This is a genomic window from Ferdinandcohnia sp. FSL W7-1320 (assembly GCF_038050315.1).
Taxonomy (GTDB): Bacteria; Bacillota; Bacilli; order Bacillales; family Bacillaceae_L; genus Ferdinandcohnia; species Ferdinandcohnia aciditolerans.
In genome coordinates this window covers 2,773,054-2,793,584 of the sequence record NZ_JBBPAM010000001.1, presented here as the reverse complement: position 1 = coordinate 2,793,584, position 20,531 = coordinate 2,773,054, and the positions used below count along the sequence as shown (strand labels likewise).

Here is a 20,531-nt window from a genome sequence, read left to right as displayed (position 1 = left end):
CACCTGAAAACTCCCCGTGAATCCTCTTCATAGCCACGATGAAGAGGAAAACCAAACGAAATCTCCCCGCGAATCCCCATCATACCCCCGATGAAGAGGAAACCCAAACGAAATCTCCCCGCGAATCCCCTTCATACCCCCGATGAAGAGGAAAACCAAACGAAATCTCCCCGTGAATCCTCTTCATAGCCACGATGAAGAGGAAAACCACATGAAATCTCCTCGCGAATCCCCTTCATACCCCCGATGAAGAGGAAAACCAAACGAAATCTCCCCGCGAATCCTCTTCATACCCCCGATGAAGAGGAAAACCAAACGAAATCTCCCCTGCGAATCCCCTTCATAGCCACGATGAAGGGGAAAACCAAACGAAATGTCCACCGAATCCCCTTCATCAACTTTCTCTTATACAAACGCTATTTTAGTAAGCGGATACAATAGATAAAAGCCTATTATTACATCATATGTATGTAAGGATTGATAATTTCGTTAATTGCAGGTTTTTTCCTCTAAAAGGCTTTTGTGTATCCAAATGGCTGCTTGCATGCCGTCTCCCATGGCAATCGTTGTTTGTTCAGAGTGCACGGCTATATCTCCAGCTGCCCATACATGCTCGACGTTTGTCTTTTTTGTCCTGGGATCAACGATGATATGCTTATTTTCTGTTCGTTCAATGCCAAGCTGGGTAGCTAGTTCGGAACGGACTTCGTTTCCTGGAAACCCCAAAAATCCTCTGTCCCCATGTATGACTTCTCCACTTTTCAAGCGAACACCGACAAAATTTGAGGATTCCTCTTCAAGCAATACTTCCTCCGTATCATCCTGGATATGTGTGATTCCGTTTTGCTTTAACTTTGACAACAATTCGCTATCAAGTTTTTTCCAATCATGATTAATAAATGTGATGTCTTTTGTAAAATAGGTTAGAGTGAGTGCCATGTTTGCACCAGATTTTCCAGAACCGATCACAATTACATGTTTGTCTACTACTTCATATCCATCACAATCAGGACATACATATATTGATAAACCAAGGCATTTGTAGATGTTTTTGATGGGAGGAATATTGTCCTTTACACCTGTTGCCAGTAACAACCTTTTAGCAAAATAGGTATCTCCACCGCGGCAATATAACTTAAATATCCCATCCGCTTTTTCAACCTTTGTAACTTCATTTTGTATAAAAGAAACACCAAGTTTTTCAGCCTGCATTTTTCCAAGTTTTCTTAAAGTTTGTCCACTCACACCGTCTGGCCAGCCTAAAATATTATGGTAAGACCTGCAAATGGTGGAACGTCCGTCATTTGAATCAATCACTGTTATTTTATGTTTATATCGTCCAAGTTGGATTGCTGCCTGTAGACCAGCAATACCTCCACCGATAATTGTAACATCATATTGTACAGACATACTTTCACCTCGTATAAGACATATACCTTTTATCTTTTGTTTATAATAGAGGATTCTATTCAAAAAAAGTAAGTTTACATAATGTAATTATGGTTAAACAAAAAAATAACTTTACATAATATTTTTATGATAAACCACCAGCCTTACCTCTTTTTAAACCGAATAACAAAAAAAAGCTCCTTTCACTAGTTGTGAAAGGAACCTTCTCTTTAGCTCTGTATATTTTTTATCGTACGTAAGAAGCTCCGACAATTATTAACAAGATGAATAGTACAACGATTAATACAAAGCTGTTGTTATATCCAAATCCACCATATCCATATCCATGTCCGCAGTGATCATGATATCCGTAATGCATAGTGTCATCTCCCTTTCTTTTTCTTACACTGTTAAGATATGAGCCTATGGGTTGTACTGTATGTGCGAGTGCCTATTTTTTGGGACTTTTTATTATTTCTTTTTTTATTATTTAAAAATAGTATAGTAGACAAAGAGTTTAATTGAATTTTTATACAGGATGTTTTATAATTACCCAATAGAAACCTATAATCAGAAAGCAGGGTCATTATGAAAGCAGAAATACTTAAAGCTATCGAAGAAAACAAAGATCGTTTTTATGAAATTAGTGCATATATTGGTGCCAATCCAGAGCTTGGTCATGAAGAATTCAAAGCTTGTAAAATTTTAACGGATGAACTAAAGAAACATGATTTTAATGTAGAAATAGGAACAGCTGGCCTCCCTACTGCGTTTGAAGCTACATTTGATAGTGGTAAACCTGGTGCGACGATCGGAATTATGTCTGAGTATGACGCTCTCCCTGATTTGGGACATGCATGTGGTCATAATCTAATCGGGACAATGGGAATTGCAGCTGGAATTGGATTATCAAAGGTCCTTTCTGAAACTGGGGGAAAAGTGGTTGTATATGGTACTCCAGCTGAAGAGACGAAGGGCGGAAAAGTAACGATGGCGGAACAAGGTATTTTTGATCACCTTGACGTCGCGATGATGGTTCACCCACTTAGCCAATACGAAAAAAGTGGTGCTTCCCTTGCAATGGACGCAATCCAATTTGAATTTTTCGGAAAAGCGGCACATGCTGCCGCAAGCCCTCATGAAGGCATAAATGCGCTTGATGCTGTGATTCAAACGTTCAACAGCATTAATGCGTTAAGACAGCATATTACACCAGACGCACGCATCCATGGAGTCATTCCAGAAGGTGGAAAAGCTGCAAATATCGTTCCAGATTATGCTGTTGCACAATTTTATGTCCGTGCTTCCTCACGTGCCTATTTAAATGAACTGGTAGAAAAGGTGAAAAAATGTGCAGAAGGTGCTGCCCTTCAAACAGGAGCTACAATGGAATGGTCAAATTATGAGTTCTCTTACGATGACATGATTACAAATGAAGAACTCTCAAATGTCTTTAATGATACGTTAATTGAATTAGGCGTTAATCCTGAGGAGATCAACGAACGGTCAGAGGGCACTGGGTCATTGGATATGGGGAATGTCAGTCAAGTTGCCCCTTCTATTCATCCATATGTAAAAATTTGTGATGAGCCTTTTGCTTGTCACACACACGGTTTTCGAGAAGCAGCTTTAAGCAATCAAGGTAAAGAAGCTATGATTCTTGGTGCGAAAACAATGGCAGTAACAGGATATAAAATTCTATCAAACCCAGAATTACTGGAATCAATAAAAACAGAATTTGAAAAAAATAAAAGATAAGAGAATGATAGACGGTTCCTTGTAATTTAGGTGCCGTCTTTTTTTGATTAAATCGTTTTGTTAATGTTCTAAAAAGATAATTTGTACAATATTCTATGGTAAGACCATGCATCTAGGTACAGCATGTGTTTTAAAATTAATCAGGATGGTGACGTGTATGAAATTACTTTCGTTTCGAGCTTCAGATGGTGTTCGTTTAGGTATTAAGACAGATAGCGGCATAATTGATGTGCGGGATACTGCTGAAAAAGCAGGTTTGATTGCCCCTGCTTCAATCAATGAAGTGATTTTAAATGGCCAGCCTGCAAAAGAACAACTTCAGCAGATTGTATCGGTAGCAAATGATTTCTTAGACGAAACTAGTATTACATATGCACCAGCTGTACAAACGCCAAATAAAATCATTTGTTCCGGTGCAAATTATCGTGCTCATGTTGAAGAAGCAAACTTTACAGTTCCGGATTACCCAATTTATTTCTCTAAATATCAAAATAGTCTTGCCGCACATAACGAGGATATTGTACCACCCCCTGCAACGAAGCAAGTAGACTACGAGGTTGAGTTGGTTGTGGTGATGGGTAAACAAGCAAAAAATATCTCACAAGGGGAAGCGCTTGATTATGTTTTTGGATATGCGACAGGAAATGATATCTCTGCACGGGATCTTCAAACAAGGACCAACCAATGGACATATGGTAAAGCGATTGACCAGTTTGCTCCAATTGGACCTTATCTTGTAACAGCTGAAGAAGTTTCAAATCCTCAAAATTTAGAATTGAAATGTTGGGTAAATGGAGAATTACGCCAAAACTCAAATACAGAGCTAATGATTTTCCCGATTGCTGAAATGATCAGTGATTTATCTCAAACAATGACCCTTGAACCAGGTGATGTGATTTTTACAGGAACACCCGAAGGCGTAATTTTAGGCATGAAGGAAAAAATTTGGTTAAAGCCTGGCGATGTAATGGTCTGTGAGGTTGAAGGGCTAGGTAAATTAGTCAATAGGATTGCGGAGTAACCTTTTTCGCACATTCATTCGTGACTAGATTTGTGGGCTTCTGCTTGAATTTACCCCATTATGATTACCGGTCACGAATGATTTTTCATAACAATTGTAAGCGATTGCAATTGTGGGATATTTTAAAGGGGGCGACCAAATGGAAGGTACTATATTTTCACTGATTCCACCGATTGTTACGATTGCTATTATTCTAATTACAAAGAGATTATTTTTGGCATTAGGTATTGGAATCGCAATTGGTGCACTGCTTTATAATCAATGGAATATCATTGATAGTTTTGTGAACGTTTACCACATTATGGCCGATGTACTAATAGGTGACGGCAAAGTCTTGTTGTTCGTTGTGTTAATAGGCATACTCTCCTCCCTTCTCTATCTATCAGGTGGCATTTATGCTTTCTCCGAATGGGGAGTAAAAGTTGCCAAAACGAGAGTTCAAGCTCAAATGGCGACAATGTTAATCGGGTTTTTCACATGGTTTGATGATGCATTTAGTTGTCTATTTCGTGGTAGCGTAATGAGATCTGTAACGGATAAATACCAAGTTTCGCACTCTAAACTTTCCTATTTAATCCACTCAACCTCTGCACCAATCGCTCTACTTATACCCATTTCAGGACTTGCGGCTTTTATCACTTCAATCATCGCAGGTGTTCTAACTGACACTGAGATTACCTCCTATCAGGCTTTAGAAGCGTTTTTACTAGCAATACCTACCAATTATTATACAATTACTACCATCGTCCTTGTATTTATCGTTGCTTATTTTGGAATAAATGTCGGCCAAATGCGGCGCGATGAAGAACGCGCAGTTAAAGAAGATATTTTATTTGATACAAAACGTGGTAAGGTACCAGGTTCCGAAGATACGAAACTTCCAACAAGAAATGATGGAAAAATGGCTGATTTACTTTTCCCTGTTTTAACTTTAATTATTGTAACTGTGATTTCTGCTATTTTGATTGGACGCTCAAGTGCCGAAGGACCAATCACAGCTTTTGATGTGTTAATTAATACAGACATTATTCTTTCCTTGGTATATGGTGCGATTGCAGCCGACCTTGTTATTTTAACAAGATTGCTAATGAAAAAAACCTCTGGCGAACATTTAAAGATTTCTACGTTCGCTGGTATTAAAACAACATTGCCAAGCGTTATTATTCTTTTCCTTGCATTAGTTACAGCTAAAGTCATCTCTTCCTTAGGAGTTGGAAATTATCTTGCAACATTAATTGATGGAAATCTACAACTTGCTTGGTTACCTGTTATCTTCTTTGTTTTCGCAGCTTTTATTTCTTATTCAATTGGAAGTACGCTCGGGACAGCTGGTCTTATGATTCCAATCGGTGCTGAGATCGTAGCAACAATTGATGTTACTTTCCTAATTCCGGTCATTGGTGCCGTGTTAGCAGGAACTGTATTTGGAGAGCATACTTCTCCTTTATCTGATACAACGATTCTTGCATCGATTGGAAGCTCGGTCCACCCTATCGATCATATGGTGACACAGCTCCCATATGCAATGCTTTCCAGTGTTTCTTCTATCTTTGGATTCATCGTCCTAGGATTTACACAAAATATTGTGATCGGTTTGATAACAGCTATTCTAGTCATGGTTGTGGGTGCATATTTATTTAAAATGCGGCTCAACAAGACTCACACCTTAAATGGGGAGATTGCCAAATAAACAAAATACTTCTCCTCATCCCCCCTTCTTATTTTATAAGGGGGGTGTTTTCTAGTAATCTAGAGAAAATTTACCATTATTGCAATCGATATGAAAGGTGATAGAAAAATGATTAAACCAGTGAAACGTATGAATGTTACAGATAGTATTGTTAACCAAATTAAGGACCTTGTTCTCCAAGGTAAACTTAATGAAGGAGATAAACTTCCCCCAGAGCGAGAACTAATGAATTTATTTGGTGTGGGTAGGCCTTCACTAAGGGAAGCACTGAAGGTTTTGGAGGCGCAAGGTTTAATTGAAAAGACACAGAAAGGTACGATTATCACAGGTAACCATGATAAGTTTTTCTCTGACTCCCTCATGTTCCAGCTCTATTTTTCCTCTGCCCAATGGCAAGATATTTTTGAAGCCCGTAGATTTTTAGAAAAAGAATTAACATACCTGGCAACAACGAGGGCAAATTCTAAAGACTTTGATGAAATCGAGCAAACCATTGTTGATTTGGAACTTTCCATTCGTGAAAACAATCAAACAGAATATGTTCGTTCGAACCTGCTATTCCATAAAAAGATTGCGAAAGCATCGAAAAACCTTGTTTTATTCAACCTGTATGAATCGATAAATAATTTAGTGAAGCACGCTCAGGAAAGTGGAGTGACTGTATATGGGGTAATGAACGAGTCCCTTAATTACCATAAAGCAATCTTTACAGCGATGAAGGAACGGAATGCAGAACGTGCTAGCGAACTCATGGTGCAACACATCAATAGTGTTGAAGGATACGTACAAAGGAGCCAACAGTGAGTTGTGGACGGTTCTCTTTTTTTTAGAAGGGAACCGTTTTTATTTACTAGTTTTTGGAAGATAGACAGGTTGTAATCTACCTGTAAAGAAACTGTAATACTAATCTATTTATTTTTTTCATAGAAATGAGTCATAGAGAGTTACCCAGTACTTAAATTAACTAGGAGGACTATCACTATGAAAAAAATACTATTTGGACTAGCGATTTTTATAGCATCTCTATTTTTTGCAGATCAAGCGTTTGCGTATACTGTACAAAAAGGCGACACGATGTCAGAAATCGCACATAAACATGGTATGACTTTAGAAGAATTAGCAGTGATGAACCCGCAAGTAGAAGATTTAGACCTGATTGTCGTAGGTCAACATATAAATGCAGAAGTAGATGATAACTCACCTAAATTATTTGAAGGTATGCACATTGAAAAGAAACAGGAAGTTGCAGCAGCTAAGCAAGAAGTTAAACAGGAAACGGTAAAAGCGGAGAAAGTAGTTACTGAAGTTAAAAGTGTTTCTACAAATTACAATTTTTCTTCAGAAGAACTAGATTTGTTAGCAAGGATTGTACGAGCTGAGGCTCAAGCAGAACCTTTTGAAGGAAAGGTAGCTGTTGCAGCAGTTGTGTTAAATCGTGTAGAAAGTAAGAAATTCCCTGATACGATTCGAGATGTAATTTATCAGCGTGGCCAGTTCCAACCTGTACGAAATGGTCAAATTAATAAACCTGCAGATGAAGAGTCGATAAAAGCAGTGCGCGCAGCACTCACTGAAATGCGAAATATTGCGAAAGACGCATTGTTCTTCTATAACCCAGCAATTGCCACAAATCGTTGGTTAGATTCAAGAACAACTGCTGTTAAAATTGGTCGGCACGTATTTAAACATTAATTTGGTTTTATGAATTCGAAAATAAGTTAGGGAACTAGTGAAGTTCCTGTTCACTATAGAAAAAATGCCTGAACCCTTATGAGGTTCAGGCATTTTTGATTTTATCCATTATTACCTCATCTTCAAAAATTGCATACGTTGGTTAAATAATGTTGGATACGATAAAAATCCGAGCATAATGCTTGTTACAGCTGCTGTGGTTAGGAGTAAAAAGAGCACGAGTAATTGAAATTGAACTGCTTGAATGGGATTTGCGCCAGCGATGATTTGACCACTCATCATACCCGGTAGTTGAACAAGTCCGATTGTTTTTTGACTTTCAATGGTAGGAATCATACTTGCCTTGATCGACGTAATCAGTTGTGTATGGATTGCTTGTTTTGGTGTCCCGCCTAAGGATAGGATAAGTTCGGTTTGCTCCTGATGGCTGTCAACCTCCGACGTAAATCGATTTAAAAATAGAATGGCAAGAACCATTGAGTTACCAACAACCATTCCACTGATTGGAATGATATATTGGGCTGTTGCAGGTGTAATCTGGAATCCAAGTAAAATTGCTTGAGTTAACACCTCCATAAAAATTAAGGTAGCAGCGATTTTCCAGGTGATCCCTTTGATGGCCCTGCCTTTTTTCCTCGCATTTTGAGTAGCTGCAACAATCATGACAATGACCATTAGAAAAATATAAATGAGACTCTCTGTATCGAAGACAAATTTTAAAATATAGCCGACAGCAAATAATTGTATGATTGAACGGACAACTGCAATGGTCGTGTCTTTTTCCAATCCTAGATTAAATGTTTTTGATAAAAAAATTGGGATAAGTACAAAAATTAGGGCTATTGCTAAAGCAAGTGTACTCAATCCATCTCCCCCTTCACAAATTGTTTTACTTTTTCATGATTCGGAGATTTCAACAATGTACTCTCACCTGTTTCAATAACTTCCCCTTCCATCATAACCCATACATAATTGCCAATTTCAATGGCTTGTTGGAGGTTATGGGTAATCCAGATGATGGTTACATTGTACTTCTGGTTGATTTTTACGATGAGTTCCTCAATTTCATGTTTCGAAATTCGATCGAGTGCGGATGTTATTTCATCCAATAGCAAAATTTGCGGATGGTTGACAAGCGTACGTGCAATGGATACCTTTTGTCGTTGTCCACCTGACAAATCACGGACATCTCGATTTAGGTATTCCTCTTCTAACCCAACATCTTCTAATAAATCCTTGGCTGTTTTTTCTAATAATTCCTTGTCTTGAAGTGTCATTGGTAAAGCAAGATTATGATAAACATTTCCATTTACCATAGGAGCATTTTGCAGGCCAATTCCAACTGCACGACGTAATTCAACTGGTTCATATGTTTGGATGTCTTTTTCCTTTATGTATATCTCACCTGAATTTGGTGACAAAAGCCCATTACAAAGCTTTAAGAGTGTTGATTTCCCCGCTCCGGAAGGTCCAACTAATGAAGTAATCGTCCCCTCATAAAAGGATCCCGTAATATTTTTTAAAATATGTTTTTCATCCGCATGAAAATTAACCCTGTTAAAATGAATCGCTCGGTTTAATGTTTGCATTTATTCACTTCCTTTAATGCGATATCAATAAGATAACATATGAGCCTGATGAATAGATAAATTTTAATTCATTTTTGTATATTATGTACCTTTTTTGTCAAAGGCAATTTAAAATATTAATATATGAAAGTAATTAGGAGTGTTTTTATTGCAGCATAAGGATAAAGTTATCATAATTGGCGGAGGAATTGCGGGAAAATTAGCAGCGCGCGTTCTTTCTGATTCTTTTCGAGAAGTGATTATTATAGAGCGTGATGCTGAAGCTACTTCACCCATCCCAAGAAAAGGAGCGCCGCAAGGGAATCATATTCATGCATTGTTACATGCAGGTGAACAAGGACTTGAGAAGCTTTTTCCTGGAATCACTGAAAAGTTTTATTCAACAGGAGCCGTGAAGATTAATTCAACAAAAGACCTTGCTTGGCATCACCACGGAGTTTGGAAGCAGCGCTATGATGGTGGTTACACAACCACTCTTCAAACTAGACCACACTTGGAATGGCATATAAACCAATCCATAAAAGAGTTTAAGAACATAACTATCCAATACAAGCAAACCGTTAAAGAATATGTATATGACGAGGGAACCAATCGAATGATCGGCGTTGTGTTGAAAGACGGCAGTGTGATAAATGCTGATTTGATTGTGGACGCGAGTGGTGCAAGTAGTTTTACATATCGTTGGTTGAATGATCAAGCCATACACATCCCGCTTGAAAAAGTGAAAATTGATTTAACCTACGTTAGTCAAATTGTGGAATTGCCCAAAAATGATAACCAGGATTGGAAGATCAAGCTTCTTTACCCTAACCCACCTCACGAAAAACTTGCAGGTTCCATTTCAAAGGTCGAGGGGAATCGATATTTGGTTACATTCATAGGATACCATGACTGTATTTATGAAAAAGAGGTTGTTAAAGAAAATAATTTATTACACCTTGCAAAAAGGTTACAGAAGAATGATATCTATCAGACATTACAAACTGCCAAGCCTCTTACCGGTATTTCTGTTTTTCGCGTTCCAGAAATCTCATGGAGAAAAGTTGAGAAAATCAATAACTTTCCGGCTGGTCTTATCATGATTGGTGATTCAATATGTAGAATTGATCCGTTTTTTGGTCAAGGAATGAGCATTGCTGTGTTAGAAGCACTTGCTTTAGAAGAAACTTTACAAAATCAATCGTTGGAAAATGTATCTCGTGATTTTCATAAAAAGGCATCTCAAATCATTGCTCCGATATGGAACATGGTGCTTACAGAGGATTTTCGCTATCAGGAAACAACCGGTAAAAAACCTGTTGGACTCCCCATTCTCCAATGGTATGCCCGGCAGGTATTTCTTTTATCAGCTAAAGACATCCAGATTTATGATTCTTTTATAAAAGTGATGAACTTAAAACATCCAATGACAATTTTGATGAAACCAAGCATTGTTTTAGCGGTTTTGAGGAATGGGTTAACGAAAAAAGGGAATCTGTAATTAATTACAGTCTCCCTTTTTTTACCGGTTAGTTTTTAAAAGGCGTTATGATTTGTGTAAGGTAATTCCTTCGTGTATCAGTTTGACTTGCTCATTTATTTTTTGTTTAACTCTATTAAATTCTTCGGTCTCTTCCAATGTAAGAGGAATTTCTTCAATCGCTTCTACGCCATTTTTTCCTATTCTTGCTGCTTGACCAATCGAAATTCCGTCCTTCCCAATCACTGACGAAGGAATAATTTCTTTTGTATCTTCAACGATTGCTTTAGTAATCTTTACTAGATTTATAGAAGAAAGCCACCCTGAAGTTCTTCCTGAATTCAGGGATTGATAGTCAGAAAACCAATTTCTTATTATTTGAATGACGAGTTGTTTTTGTTCTTCTGCCAGCTGAATTTGTTTTTGATTAATATAAATACGACTAAAAATTGGAATTTGATCTTCCCCATGTTCACCAAACACAAAGGCTTCTATGTTCTCAATTGGCTCCTGTAAAACTTTTGATAGTGCCCAACGGAAACGGAATGTATCATTTAAAGAGAAACCTATCATTCTATTTTTTGGAATTGCAACTAAGTCCTGTAATAGCGTGTGAATAATATCTAAGGGATTAGTTGCTGAAATGATAATCGGATTCTTTGTGTATTGATTAATATGACTAGAAATTTGTTGGATAATTTTATAATTACCCTCCAAATAGTCCATCCGTGATTGCACTTGTTTTTCGGGTATTCCCACTGTATTGATGATAATGTCAGAAGCTTGTAGCATTGAAAAATCACCACTTGTAATCTCTACAGATGAAAATTCAGCTGCTGCCTGCTCCATATCCATTTTGTGACTTGCAGCAATGTTTTCTTTCAGGTCAATCAAGCTAATTTCATCGACAAGGTTTTGTTGAGCTAGTACAAATGCTGTTGTTGCTCCTAGAGTACCTGCGCCTCCTAAAATACTTACCTTCAATTCTTTCAACACCTTTCATATTGAAAATTAGTACTGGATAACGTCCCTTTACACCAATTCCATAAATAGTAGATTTGGATTTTCTAAATAGCTTATGAAATGCTTTAAAAAGTATGAAGCCATTGCCCCATCAATTAATCGATGGTCAAAACTTAGGCTAATCCCCATGATGTCACGAATAACAATTTCTTCGTCTTCTGTAACGATTGGCTTTTTCTGAATACGATGTATTCCAAGGATGGCTGCCTCAGGATAGTTAATGATTGGTGTACCGAAGAGTCCAACACCGGTTGAACCAATATTTGTGATTGTAAAGGTTCCACCCTTCAACTGTTCCATAGATAAAGCATTGTTTCGTGCTTTCTCAGCTAAATTTGTAATTTCACTTGCAAGTGCTAACATGCTCTTTTGGTCAGCTTGTTTAATGACTGGAACAATGAGTCCATTTGGTGTATCGGTCGCAACCCCAATATTAAAATACTTTTTTAATATGATTTCTTCTTTCTTATCATCGATTGAAGCATTTAGATAAGGGAATTCCTTTAGTCCTGAAATAGATGCTTTTATGATAAACGGCAAGTATGTGAGATGAACCCCTGTTTCTTTCGCTTTTATGGACATTTCCTTGCGCAGTGTAACAAGCTTACTGACATCTACTTCTTCTAAAATTGTAGACTGGGCAGCGATTTGTGTAGATTGTGTCATTTTCTTTGAAATACTTCGTCGCAAACCTCTTAGTGGAACTCTTTCTACTACCTCTTCTCCTGTTTGGATTAGATTATTTTCAAAACTTGCTTCCCTTTCCTGCTTAAAAACTTTTTCCTTCGTTGGCTTTACTTGCTTTTTTTCTTCCTTATACTTATGAACATCTTCAGCGAGGACCCTGCCGTTTTTCCCGGATGGAACAACTTGTAATAGATCCACATTTAGTTCACGGGCAATTCTTCTAACGGTTGGGGTTGCGATTACTCGTCTTTTGCCCATTTTGGATGATAGCTTTTCATCTTTATTTTCAAATCGTCCTGTTTCCTGTTCATTAACCGATTCATTGATAGTTTCCAATGATGCCTGCTTATCTTGAATTTCAAAGCTAATAATAACCGATTCTACCTCGGCAACATCGCCTTCTTCGTAGAAAATTTCCCTTACTCTCCCACTTACAGGTGATGTAATTTCAATCAAGGCTTTATCTGTTTGAACCTCTGCAATTGGCTCATCCTCATTAATGGTCTTTCCCTTTGTAACAAACCATTTTACAATTTCTCCCTCCGCAATTCCTTCACCTACATCAGGTAATTTAAATTCATAAATCATTTCATCACCTCCAAAAGATTAGTAATGTAATACTTTATCAACAGCGCGTAAGAGTCTATTTTCGTTTGGCATCCATTCATGTTCTACCTGTGGAAAAGGATATGGAGTATCAAACCCTGTGACTCTTTCAACTGGACTCTCCAAATACAAGAATGCTTCTTCCATAATTCTTGAGGCGACTTCGGCCCCAAAACCACTTGTTTTAACCGCTTCATGCATGACAATGACTCTACCGGTTTTCCGCACTGAGTTAATAACTGTTTCTGTATCAAAAGGGACCAAAGTTCTCAAATCAATAACCTCAACAGATACCCCCTTCTCGCTTTGTAATTTTTCGGCCGTCTTTTTTGCGATATGTACTGGAGCTCCCCAACTAACAATTGTAAGATCCTCTCCTTCTTTTACAATTTTGGCTTTCCCAAGAGGAATCGTATATGCTTCATCAGGAACCTCTTCTTTTACAGAACGATATATTTTCATTGGTTCAAAAAAGACAACAGGGTCGGGGTCTTGGATTGCTGCTAATAACAATCCTTTTGCATCATATGGACTACTTGGAATAACCACTTTCAAACCAGGCGTATGTGTAAAGAAAGATTCATAGCTATCACAATGAAGTTCTAATGCATGAACTCCGCCTCCAAAGGGTCCTCTGATGACCATTGGAGCAGTAAACCTTCCACCGGTACGGAATCTTACTCTCGCTGCTTGCGAACAAAGTTGGTCCATTGCTGAATAAATAAACCCCATAAACTGTAGCTCGACAATTGGTTTCATTCCATTTGCAGCAAGGCCAATTGCTGTGCCGACAATACCAGATTCTGCGAGTGGTGTATCTACAACCCTATGCTCTCCGAACTTTTCTTGAAGCTGTTCGGTTGCTCTGAACACACCTCCATTTGTTCCTACATCAAGTCCCATTACCATAACGCTCGGATCTTGTTCTAGAGCTATCTCCATTGCTTCGTTTACAGCCTGAACGATTGTTTTGACCGGCATTGTTGTAACCCCCTTATTTAGTAATAAATTGCTCACTACTTATTTCTTCTTTTTGTAAAATCAAGTCAGTGGTTGGAGTTTCATAAACATGATCAAAGATATCTGAAAGTTTCGTTTTTGCTGTGCTTTCAGCTTCTTTTACAGCTTCATTTATCTCATTCTTCATTCTTTCTGCTGTTTCAGCGTCCTCTTCCTCAGTCCAAAGTCCTTGTTTAAGGAGAAAGTTTTTAAATAAAAATACCGGATCTCTTTTTGATTTCCATTCTTGGGCAATTGTATCTTCACGGTATCTAGTTGGATCATCTGATGTTGTGTGTGGTCCAACTCGGTATGTAACCGCTTCAATTAACGTTGGCCCTTCTCCATTTCGCGCACGCATAATCGCTTCTTTCGTAACTTCATAGACTGCTAATACATCATTCCCATCTACTCGAACCCCTGGCATACCGTAAGCGAATGCTTTTTGGGATATGGTCTCAGTTGCCATTTGTTTTTCAATTGGAACACTGATGGCCCATTTATTATTTTGACAAAGGAATACAGCTGGTACTTTTAATACAGCAGCCATATTAAGACCTTCATGAAAGTCCCCTTTCGAGGTAGCACCGTCTCCAAATGTCGTTAAGGCTACTCGATCTTCTCCCTTTAATTTACTTGCCCAAGCAGCACCTACAGCCTGAGGAATTTGAGGAGGAATCATAATCGCTAATGGAAAAATATTTACGTCGTCTGGAACAAGACTTCCGTCTTTGTGGCCCATTGCATAAAGCAAGGCAGTTTTCATGTCCTTGCCAAAAGTAAAACAAGCTGCTAAGTCTCTTCCATAAGGAAACAACCAATCTCCCTTTTCGAGGGCAAAAGCACTACCTACTTGGGCAGCTTCTTGCCCACTATACGGAGGGTAAGTTCCTATTCTTCCTTGCCTTTGTAAACGAAATGCCCGTTCGTCATATAATCTGGCCATTAGCATTTTTTTATAAAGCCCACGTAATTCATATTCTGATAGATTCAGAGTCTTGTTTTGTAATAGCTGGCCATCATCACCAATTCTACGGACTAAATCACATGTTTTTGTTTCCATCATACTTCCTCCCTACAATGAATGAACTATTTATTGACACAAAAGGAATACATGTTATCATTTTAACTATAAATATATTATTTTCTTTAAATTCAGACTTTTCTCTCGTTATTTGTATGCTAAAGGAAGTGAGTCAAATTTGTTTCCAAAAGTTTTTGAACGGATTCCCCTGAAAGCTAAAATTATTTTGTTTTCCACTTCTGTCATTGCTATTGTCTTAATTGTTTCCGGCTATTTATCTTACATTATTCTGTCAAAATCGATTGAAGAGACAGTTGGTGAAAACGCTCTTGAAATTACCCATCTTATTTCTAAGATGCCCGCAGTACATGAAGCTTTAAAAGAATCAGATAAAAGGGTTGATCTCCAAGAAGTCTATGAAGACTATTTGAATGAATCAGATAAAGAACTTTTTTTTGTACTAGTGAATCAGGATGGTGTTCGATATACCCATCCAGACTCATCCTTAATTGGCTTTCATGTAACCGGTAATGATATAAAAAGAGCTCTTTCTGGTCAAGCCTATTATTCTTATGCAAACGGAATATCTGGGCCTACCTTACGAACTTGGGTCCCCGTTATCGACCCTGATACAAGTCAACAACTAGGAATCCTAGCAATTGGATACTCTCAAAAGAACATCAGTGGTTTTGTACAAAGAAATATGGATTTACTTGTTTATTCGCTTTTAATTGCGTTTTCAATTGGAATTTTTGCAGCTATTATTTTTGCAAAACAAATCAAGAAAATCTTACATAATCATGAACCTGAGGAGATTGCTAAGCTTTTCATCCAAAGGGAGGCAATGCTAGAATCTTTAAGCGAAGGAATAATTGCTACCGACCAAGAAAATAATATTACACTTATAAATTCAGCGGCAAAGCAGATTCTAAACCTTCCTCAAGACATCGATAAAAGAAAACTTTCCGAAATTATGGATGAATTTTCACTATTAAAATCCCCTCTTAATCACCAAAATATGGAATTATTTGTGAATGATACGGTGATATTAGCAAACTACTACCCCATTTCTAAACAGAATAAAATTTGGGGACATATCATTACATTTCATGACATCTCAGAAGTTAGACGCTTAGCTGAAGATCTAACTGGTGTAAATGAATATGTTGATGGTTTGCGGGCAAAAACTCATGAATTTTCTAATAAACTTCAAACGATATCAGGATTAATAGAATTAAATCGCTATGATGAAGTTAAAGCTTATATTTCCAACACGAATTTTCAGCAACAAAAATTATTAGAATTTTTAACACGAAATATTCTAGAACCTAAAATTTCTGGACTTTTATTAGGTAAAATCCAACAAGCAATCGAGTTAAACGTGAAAGTTACCTTTACTCCTGGAAGTAAAATTGGAACATTACCTCCCAAAATTCCAGTTGATAGTGTAGCACTTATTATCGGTAACCTACTCCAAAACGCGATTGATGCGGTTAAACATACACCATCTGGAGAAGTACAGCTTACATTTTTGGACAAAGATAATCATCTCACTATTTTAGTTGAAGATAATGGAAGCGGTGTCAATGCAGAGAATGTTCAAACTATCTTCACCAAAGGCTATTCTTCAAAAGGAACTTTAGGTTATGGATTATTCCTTGTGAAACATCATGTAGAAAACTTATTAAATGGCTCAATCACTTTTTCACAAAATGATGGAGTTTGTTTTAGTGTGCAAATTCCAAAAAAAATGGATAATCAAATATTGAAAGGATGATTACAATGATATCAACCTTCATAGTCGAAGATGATCCAATGGTTGCTAAAATCAATGCTGATTATTTACAAAAAATGACCTCCTTTTCGCTCATAGGTCATGCGAAAAATGGTAAAGATGCTCTACAGCAAATTATGAATCTCCGACCACAACTCGTTTTATTAGACGTCTATATGCCTGAGTTGACTGGTATTGAATTATTAAGAGTATTGCGTAATAAGAACGTGATGGTCGATGTGATTCTCGTTACTGCTGCAGATGCTCCTCATTTAATCGAAGAAGCACTGCGTCATGGAGTTGTTGATTGTATCCTTAAGCCATATGGTTTTGAACGATTCCAAACATCACTTGCTTTTTATGAAAAAAGACAGACAATGTTTCACTCACTACCACGAATTCGTCAATCAGACATCGATCAACTCTACTCGACTACTTTAACAGAAGAAAAAATTGTTTTACCAAAAGGGATTGATCCTGTAACCCTTACCTTAATAAGAGATGAACTTAAGAAAGCAAAGAGATCCTTTTCGATTACAGAACTTAGTAAACTCGTAAAAATTTCTACCCTTACCGTACGTAAGTATATTGAATTCATGATTCAAAATGATGAAATTGTGTTAGATTTAGAATACTCCGATAAGGGACGCCCTAAAAAACTTTATTCTATTAAAATATAAATTCTTATTGAACAGTATGAGGAATTTCCCTCTTTATTCCTCATGCTGGTATGTCTTCCGTTAATTCTTTTTTCTTCTTTTTAAAAACTTTTAATACGAATGGTGCAAAGATAAATAATGTAATACATAACAAAATGATTATTGAAATTGTACTGCCAACAAAGATATCCAAACTCCCATTTGAAAGACTAAATGCTTGACGTGCAGACATTTCGAGTTTTGGTGTTAATACAAACGCCAATAATAATGGAGCTATAGGATAATTATTTTCTTGGAGGATGTATGCAATAACACCGCCAAACAACATAATCCAAACATCGAACATGTTGTTATTCACACTATATGAACCAATAATACAAATAACGGTTATAATCGGCACCATTAGTGAATTTGGAATTAGAATGACTTTCATTAAGATTGGAATAAAGGCTAATCCCACAATTAAACTAATAATATTTCCTATATACATGGATGAAATTAATCCCCAAACAAAATCAGGATTGCTTTTAAATAGTAGTGGCCCTGGGTCTAGTCCCCACATGATTAACCCACCTAATAATATAGCCGTTGTGGCAGAACCGGGAATTCCAAGTGAGAGCAAAGGCACAAACGCACCAACTGCAGCCCCATTATTACCTGATTCTGCAGCTGCAACTCCTTCCATAGCTCCTTTTCCCATTTCTTTCTTATTTTTACCAACTCTTTTTTCTAACACATAGGAAAGTAATCCACCTGTTGTAGCACCTGCACCTGGTAATACTCCTAGAAAAGTACCAAGTATACCTGAGCGAATACTAGGTATTGCAATCCGTTTTGTATCTTTTTTATCTAATAGACTTTCCTTAAATGATAGCTTCTTTGTCTCTTTGACATTGAGTTTTTGAGTAATCATAATGATTACTTGGCTAAAGCCAAACATTCCTATAATCATTGGAATAAGTTCGAGTCCACTTAGTAATTGATCTGAACCAAATGCAAATCTGGCTTGCCCTGACATAGCATCTACGCCAACTGTTGCGATCATAACTCCAAGAACAGTTGCAGCAACACCTTTCGAAGGGCTTTCCCCTAGAAGCCAACCGACTGAACAAAGTGCTAATAGAATTAATAACGCAACTTCTGCTGGTCCAAAAGCTAGCCCTAGATCAGCCAATGGGGGGCCAATAAACGTTAAAGCCAATATTCCAATCGTCCCTCCAATAAACGAAGCCATATTAGCTGAAAATAATGCTTTACCTGGTTTTCCTTTTTGAGTTAGCGGATACCCGTCAAACGCTGTTGTAATAGCTGCAGAATCACCGGGAATATTGATTAATATGGCACTATATGCACCTCCGTACATACAACCATAATATACAGCGGCCAACATGATTACTCCTGTAATTGGATCCATCCCAAAGGTTAATGGTAAAAGCAAGGCGACTCCTAATGCTGATCCCAATCCAGGTATGGCGCCTATAATGATACCAAGTATCGCCCCGATTAATGCAGCTAGCATGTTCTGTAACGAAATTGCTTCCGCAAACCCAGAAAGGAGTAATTGAACAGTTTCCATAAGCATATCTCCTTTCTATTAAAATCCTACAAAACCTTCAGGAAGTGGAACCTTAAGTGAGATTTTGAAAATGATATATATAACAGATGTTGTTGTAATTCCATAAATCGATGCTCGTAAAGTAGAATATTTTTCAATAATAATGAGCCAAGCAATAATAAAAATGGCAATTGATAGAATCATTCCTAATACATAGATTGATATGATCATGATTAAGCTCCCAATAAAGGGGTATAATTGTTTTTTCACGAATCCAAACGGTTTTTTATCATTTTTAATAAAAATATTGAGTGTGAATACGGCTAAAACGAGACCTGCAATGAGAGGAATGAAACCACTGCCTGGCGCATTATTCTCCCAAAACGTATAGTTAAACCAGCCTTGATGGATAAAAAAGAGTGCGACTATAAATAAAAGAATGGATATTACTCTAGTCATGTTATATTCCTCTTTTCAACTAAATTCAAAAGATTAGAGTAGTATGGTGAAACATTGGCAGAAGGTGGTATGGACCTTCCGCCATCCATATTAATCAATAAGCCCCATTTCTTTTGATGCTTCTAAATAAAGATTTAGAACTTCTTCGTAAAATGCTTTACTTTCTTCAGCATTCATATATTGACTGGTCAAATCGTATTTTTGAATATAATCTTTTTGCCAACTCTCTGATTCATGAACTTGTTTCAATACATCTTCCCAATAAGCGATTTCTTCATCAGTCATTCCCGGTGGTCCAACATATCCTCGGAATGATGAAATTTTGATATCTCCTAATCCTACTTCTTCAAAAGTTGGAACATCCTCTAATACACCACCAATACGTTCCTGTGAAGATGTAGCTAATGCTCTAACCTCGCCAGCTTCTATTTGGGATTTCACTTCATTTGGGTTGGCTAGAGTAACATCAATGTGTCCTCCAAGTAGTGCGGAAGTAGTTTCTCCACCACTTTCAAAAGGAATATACTTTAAATCGCTTTCCCCATACTTGTTAATCAAATGACTTAAGATGTGAATTTCTGTACCTTGACCTGTTCCTCCAATCGAAACCGTCTGTGGGTTCTCTCTGGCTGCTTTCAATAGATCATCTAATGTTTTATACTTACTATCCGCTTTAACAATGATTAAATAGCTGTCTAAAGTCAGTGTACCTAATGGTGTTAAATCTTCAATTGTGACATCATTCTTGTTTAAAAATGGGCTGATAATTTGGCTGGAGTTCCAAGTTAAAATTGTATTATTAGTGCCTTCCTTCTTATACGTATAGGAGTTAGCTACTGCAGTGCTTCCTCCAGGCTTATTGACAACCATCACATTTTCATCAATCAATTTATTCGCTTGGATAATCTCTGCAAGCATTCTCGCATTTATATCACTTCCACCACCAGCACTTGCTGGAACGATTAGTTCAACAGAGCCATCAAGTTTGACGGTTGAATCTGTTTCACTTTGACTCTGATTATCTTTCGAATTTTTATCTGTAGAAGCCTCTTTTGAAGAGTCTCCTCCGCTTGAGCATCCAAAAAGAACGAGCAGTAAACACAATAGAATAGCTATAAGATGATATTGTTTTTTCACCAATATTCCT

The 20,531-nt window shown here is 37.3% G+C and carries 19 protein-coding genes; 8 read left to right on the top strand and 11 right to left on the bottom strand.

All coding sequences use genetic code 11. From position 1 onward, the window contains the following. Positions 1–489: 489 nt before the first annotated feature. Both NST91_RS13905 and NST91_RS13900 read right to left on the bottom strand, forming a co-directional pair. Positions 490–1,410: an NAD(P)/FAD-dependent oxidoreductase gene (locus NST91_RS13905; protein WP_341331620.1), complete on the bottom strand. Its 921-nt coding sequence runs from the start codon at positions 1,408–1,410 to the stop codon at positions 490–492. Between the two features lie 226 nt (positions 1,411–1,636). Continuing rightward, positions 1,637–1,768, bottom strand: coding sequence for a YjcZ family sporulation protein (locus tag NST91_RS13900; RefSeq protein ID WP_099353023.1), 132 nt, complete (start codon positions 1,766–1,768; stop codon positions 1,637–1,639). Between the two features lie 209 nt (positions 1,769–1,977). Here NST91_RS13900 and NST91_RS13895 point away from each other — a divergent pair, with 209 nt between their 5' ends. The 5 genes from NST91_RS13895 to NST91_RS13875 all read left to right on the top strand — a co-directional run bounded on the left by NST91_RS13895 (position 1,978) and on the right by NST91_RS13875 (position 7,550). Then, complete coding sequence (locus NST91_RS13895) at positions 1,978–3,147, top strand: M20 family metallopeptidase (protein WP_341331619.1); 1,170 nt, start codon at positions 1,978–1,980, stop codon at positions 3,145–3,147. Positions 3,148–3,304: 157 nt separating this feature from the next. Beyond that, the gene (locus NST91_RS13890; protein ID WP_341331618.1) at positions 3,305–4,168 is read left to right on the top strand and encodes a fumarylacetoacetate hydrolase family protein; all 864 of its coding nucleotides are present in this window, start codon (positions 3,305–3,307) and stop codon (positions 4,166–4,168) included. A 139-nt stretch (positions 4,169–4,307) separates the two neighbouring features. Beyond that, positions 4,308–5,858 carry a Na+/H+ antiporter NhaC family protein gene (locus tag NST91_RS13885; protein WP_341331617.1) on the top strand — a complete coding sequence of 517 codons (1,551 nt, stop codon included), beginning with the start codon at positions 4,308–4,310 and terminating at the stop codon, positions 5,856–5,858. Positions 5,859–5,966: 108 nt separating this feature from the next. Then, positions 5,967–6,662, top strand: coding sequence for a FadR/GntR family transcriptional regulator (locus NST91_RS13880; protein ID WP_341331616.1), 696 nt, complete (start codon positions 5,967–5,969; stop codon positions 6,660–6,662). 177 nt (positions 6,663–6,839) lie between these two features. Then, complete coding sequence (locus NST91_RS13875) at positions 6,840–7,550, top strand: cell wall hydrolase (protein ID WP_341331615.1); 711 nt, start codon at positions 6,840–6,842, stop codon at positions 7,548–7,550. A gap of 111 nt (positions 7,551–7,661) precedes the next feature. On the opposite strand, the gene NST91_RS13870 is transcribed toward NST91_RS13875, so the two are convergent. Next, a complete protein-coding gene (locus NST91_RS13870) occupies positions 7,662–8,414 on the bottom strand; it encodes an ABC transporter permease (RefSeq protein WP_341331614.1) in 753 nt (250 codons plus the stop codon). Continuing rightward, positions 8,411–9,139, bottom strand: a complete 729-nt coding sequence (locus NST91_RS13865) for an ABC transporter ATP-binding protein (protein WP_341331613.1) — start codon at positions 9,137–9,139, stop codon at positions 8,411–8,413. The genes NST91_RS13870 and NST91_RS13865 overlap by 4 nt, the downstream gene beginning before the upstream one ends. A 148-nt stretch (positions 9,140–9,287) precedes the next feature. Here NST91_RS13865 and NST91_RS13860 point away from each other — a divergent pair, with 148 nt between their 5' ends. Continuing rightward, on the top strand, positions 9,288–10,619 hold the full coding sequence (locus NST91_RS13860; RefSeq protein WP_341331612.1) for an NAD(P)/FAD-dependent oxidoreductase: 1,332 nt from the start codon (positions 9,288–9,290) through the stop codon (positions 10,617–10,619). Between the two features lie 45 nt (positions 10,620–10,664). Here the strand turns inward: NST91_RS13860 and NST91_RS13855 are convergent, their stop codons facing one another. The 4 genes from NST91_RS13855 to pdhA are packed head-to-tail and all read right to left on the bottom strand — an operon-like array spanning position 10,665 to position 14,976. Continuing rightward, positions 10,665–11,582, bottom strand: a complete 918-nt coding sequence (locus tag NST91_RS13855) for a malate dehydrogenase (protein ID WP_341331611.1) — start codon at positions 11,580–11,582, stop codon at positions 10,665–10,667. 48 nt (positions 11,583–11,630) lie between these two features. Beyond that, entirely contained in the window at positions 11,631–12,896 is a 1,266-nt protein-coding gene (locus tag NST91_RS13850; protein WP_341331610.1) for a dihydrolipoamide acetyltransferase family protein, read from the bottom strand. An 18-nt stretch (positions 12,897–12,914) separates the two neighbouring features. Continuing rightward, the gene (locus NST91_RS13845; RefSeq protein ID WP_341331609.1) at positions 12,915–13,895 is read right to left on the bottom strand and encodes an alpha-ketoacid dehydrogenase subunit beta; all 981 of its coding nucleotides are present in this window, start codon (positions 13,893–13,895) and stop codon (positions 12,915–12,917) included. A gap of 13 nt (positions 13,896–13,908) precedes the next feature. After that, positions 13,909–14,976 carry a pyruvate dehydrogenase (acetyl-transferring) E1 component subunit alpha gene (gene pdhA / locus NST91_RS13840; protein ID WP_246006379.1) on the bottom strand — a complete coding sequence of 356 codons (1,068 nt, stop codon included), beginning with the start codon at positions 14,974–14,976 and terminating at the stop codon, positions 13,909–13,911. 139 nt (positions 14,977–15,115) lie between these two features. On the opposite strand from pdhA, the gene NST91_RS13835 reads away from it, so the two are divergent. Next, positions 15,116–16,714, top strand: coding sequence for an ATP-binding protein (locus NST91_RS13835; RefSeq protein ID WP_341331608.1), 1,599 nt, complete (start codon positions 15,116–15,118; stop codon positions 16,712–16,714). Positions 16,715–16,719: 5 nt separating this feature from the next. Then, positions 16,720–17,391 (top strand): response regulator, encoded by a 672-nt coding sequence (locus NST91_RS13830; protein ID WP_341331607.1) that lies wholly within the window; start codon positions 16,720–16,722, stop codon positions 17,389–17,391. A gap of 40 nt (positions 17,392–17,431) precedes the next feature. On the opposite strand, the gene NST91_RS13825 is transcribed toward NST91_RS13830, so the two are convergent. From NST91_RS13825 to NST91_RS13815, 3 genes are all read right to left on the bottom strand, one after another. Then, positions 17,432–18,946 carry a tripartite tricarboxylate transporter permease gene (locus NST91_RS13825; RefSeq protein WP_341331606.1) on the bottom strand — a complete coding sequence of 505 codons (1,515 nt, stop codon included), beginning with the start codon at positions 18,944–18,946 and terminating at the stop codon, positions 17,432–17,434. An 18-nt stretch (positions 18,947–18,964) separates the two neighbouring features. After that, positions 18,965–19,384 (bottom strand): tripartite tricarboxylate transporter TctB family protein, encoded by a 420-nt coding sequence (locus NST91_RS13820; RefSeq protein WP_341331605.1) that lies wholly within the window; start codon positions 19,382–19,384, stop codon positions 18,965–18,967. A gap of 90 nt (positions 19,385–19,474) precedes the next feature. Further along, positions 19,475–20,521, bottom strand: a complete 1,047-nt coding sequence (locus NST91_RS13815) for a tripartite tricarboxylate transporter substrate-binding protein (protein ID WP_121446130.1) — start codon at positions 20,519–20,521, stop codon at positions 19,475–19,477. Between the last annotated feature and the right edge of the window lie 10 nt (positions 20,522–20,531).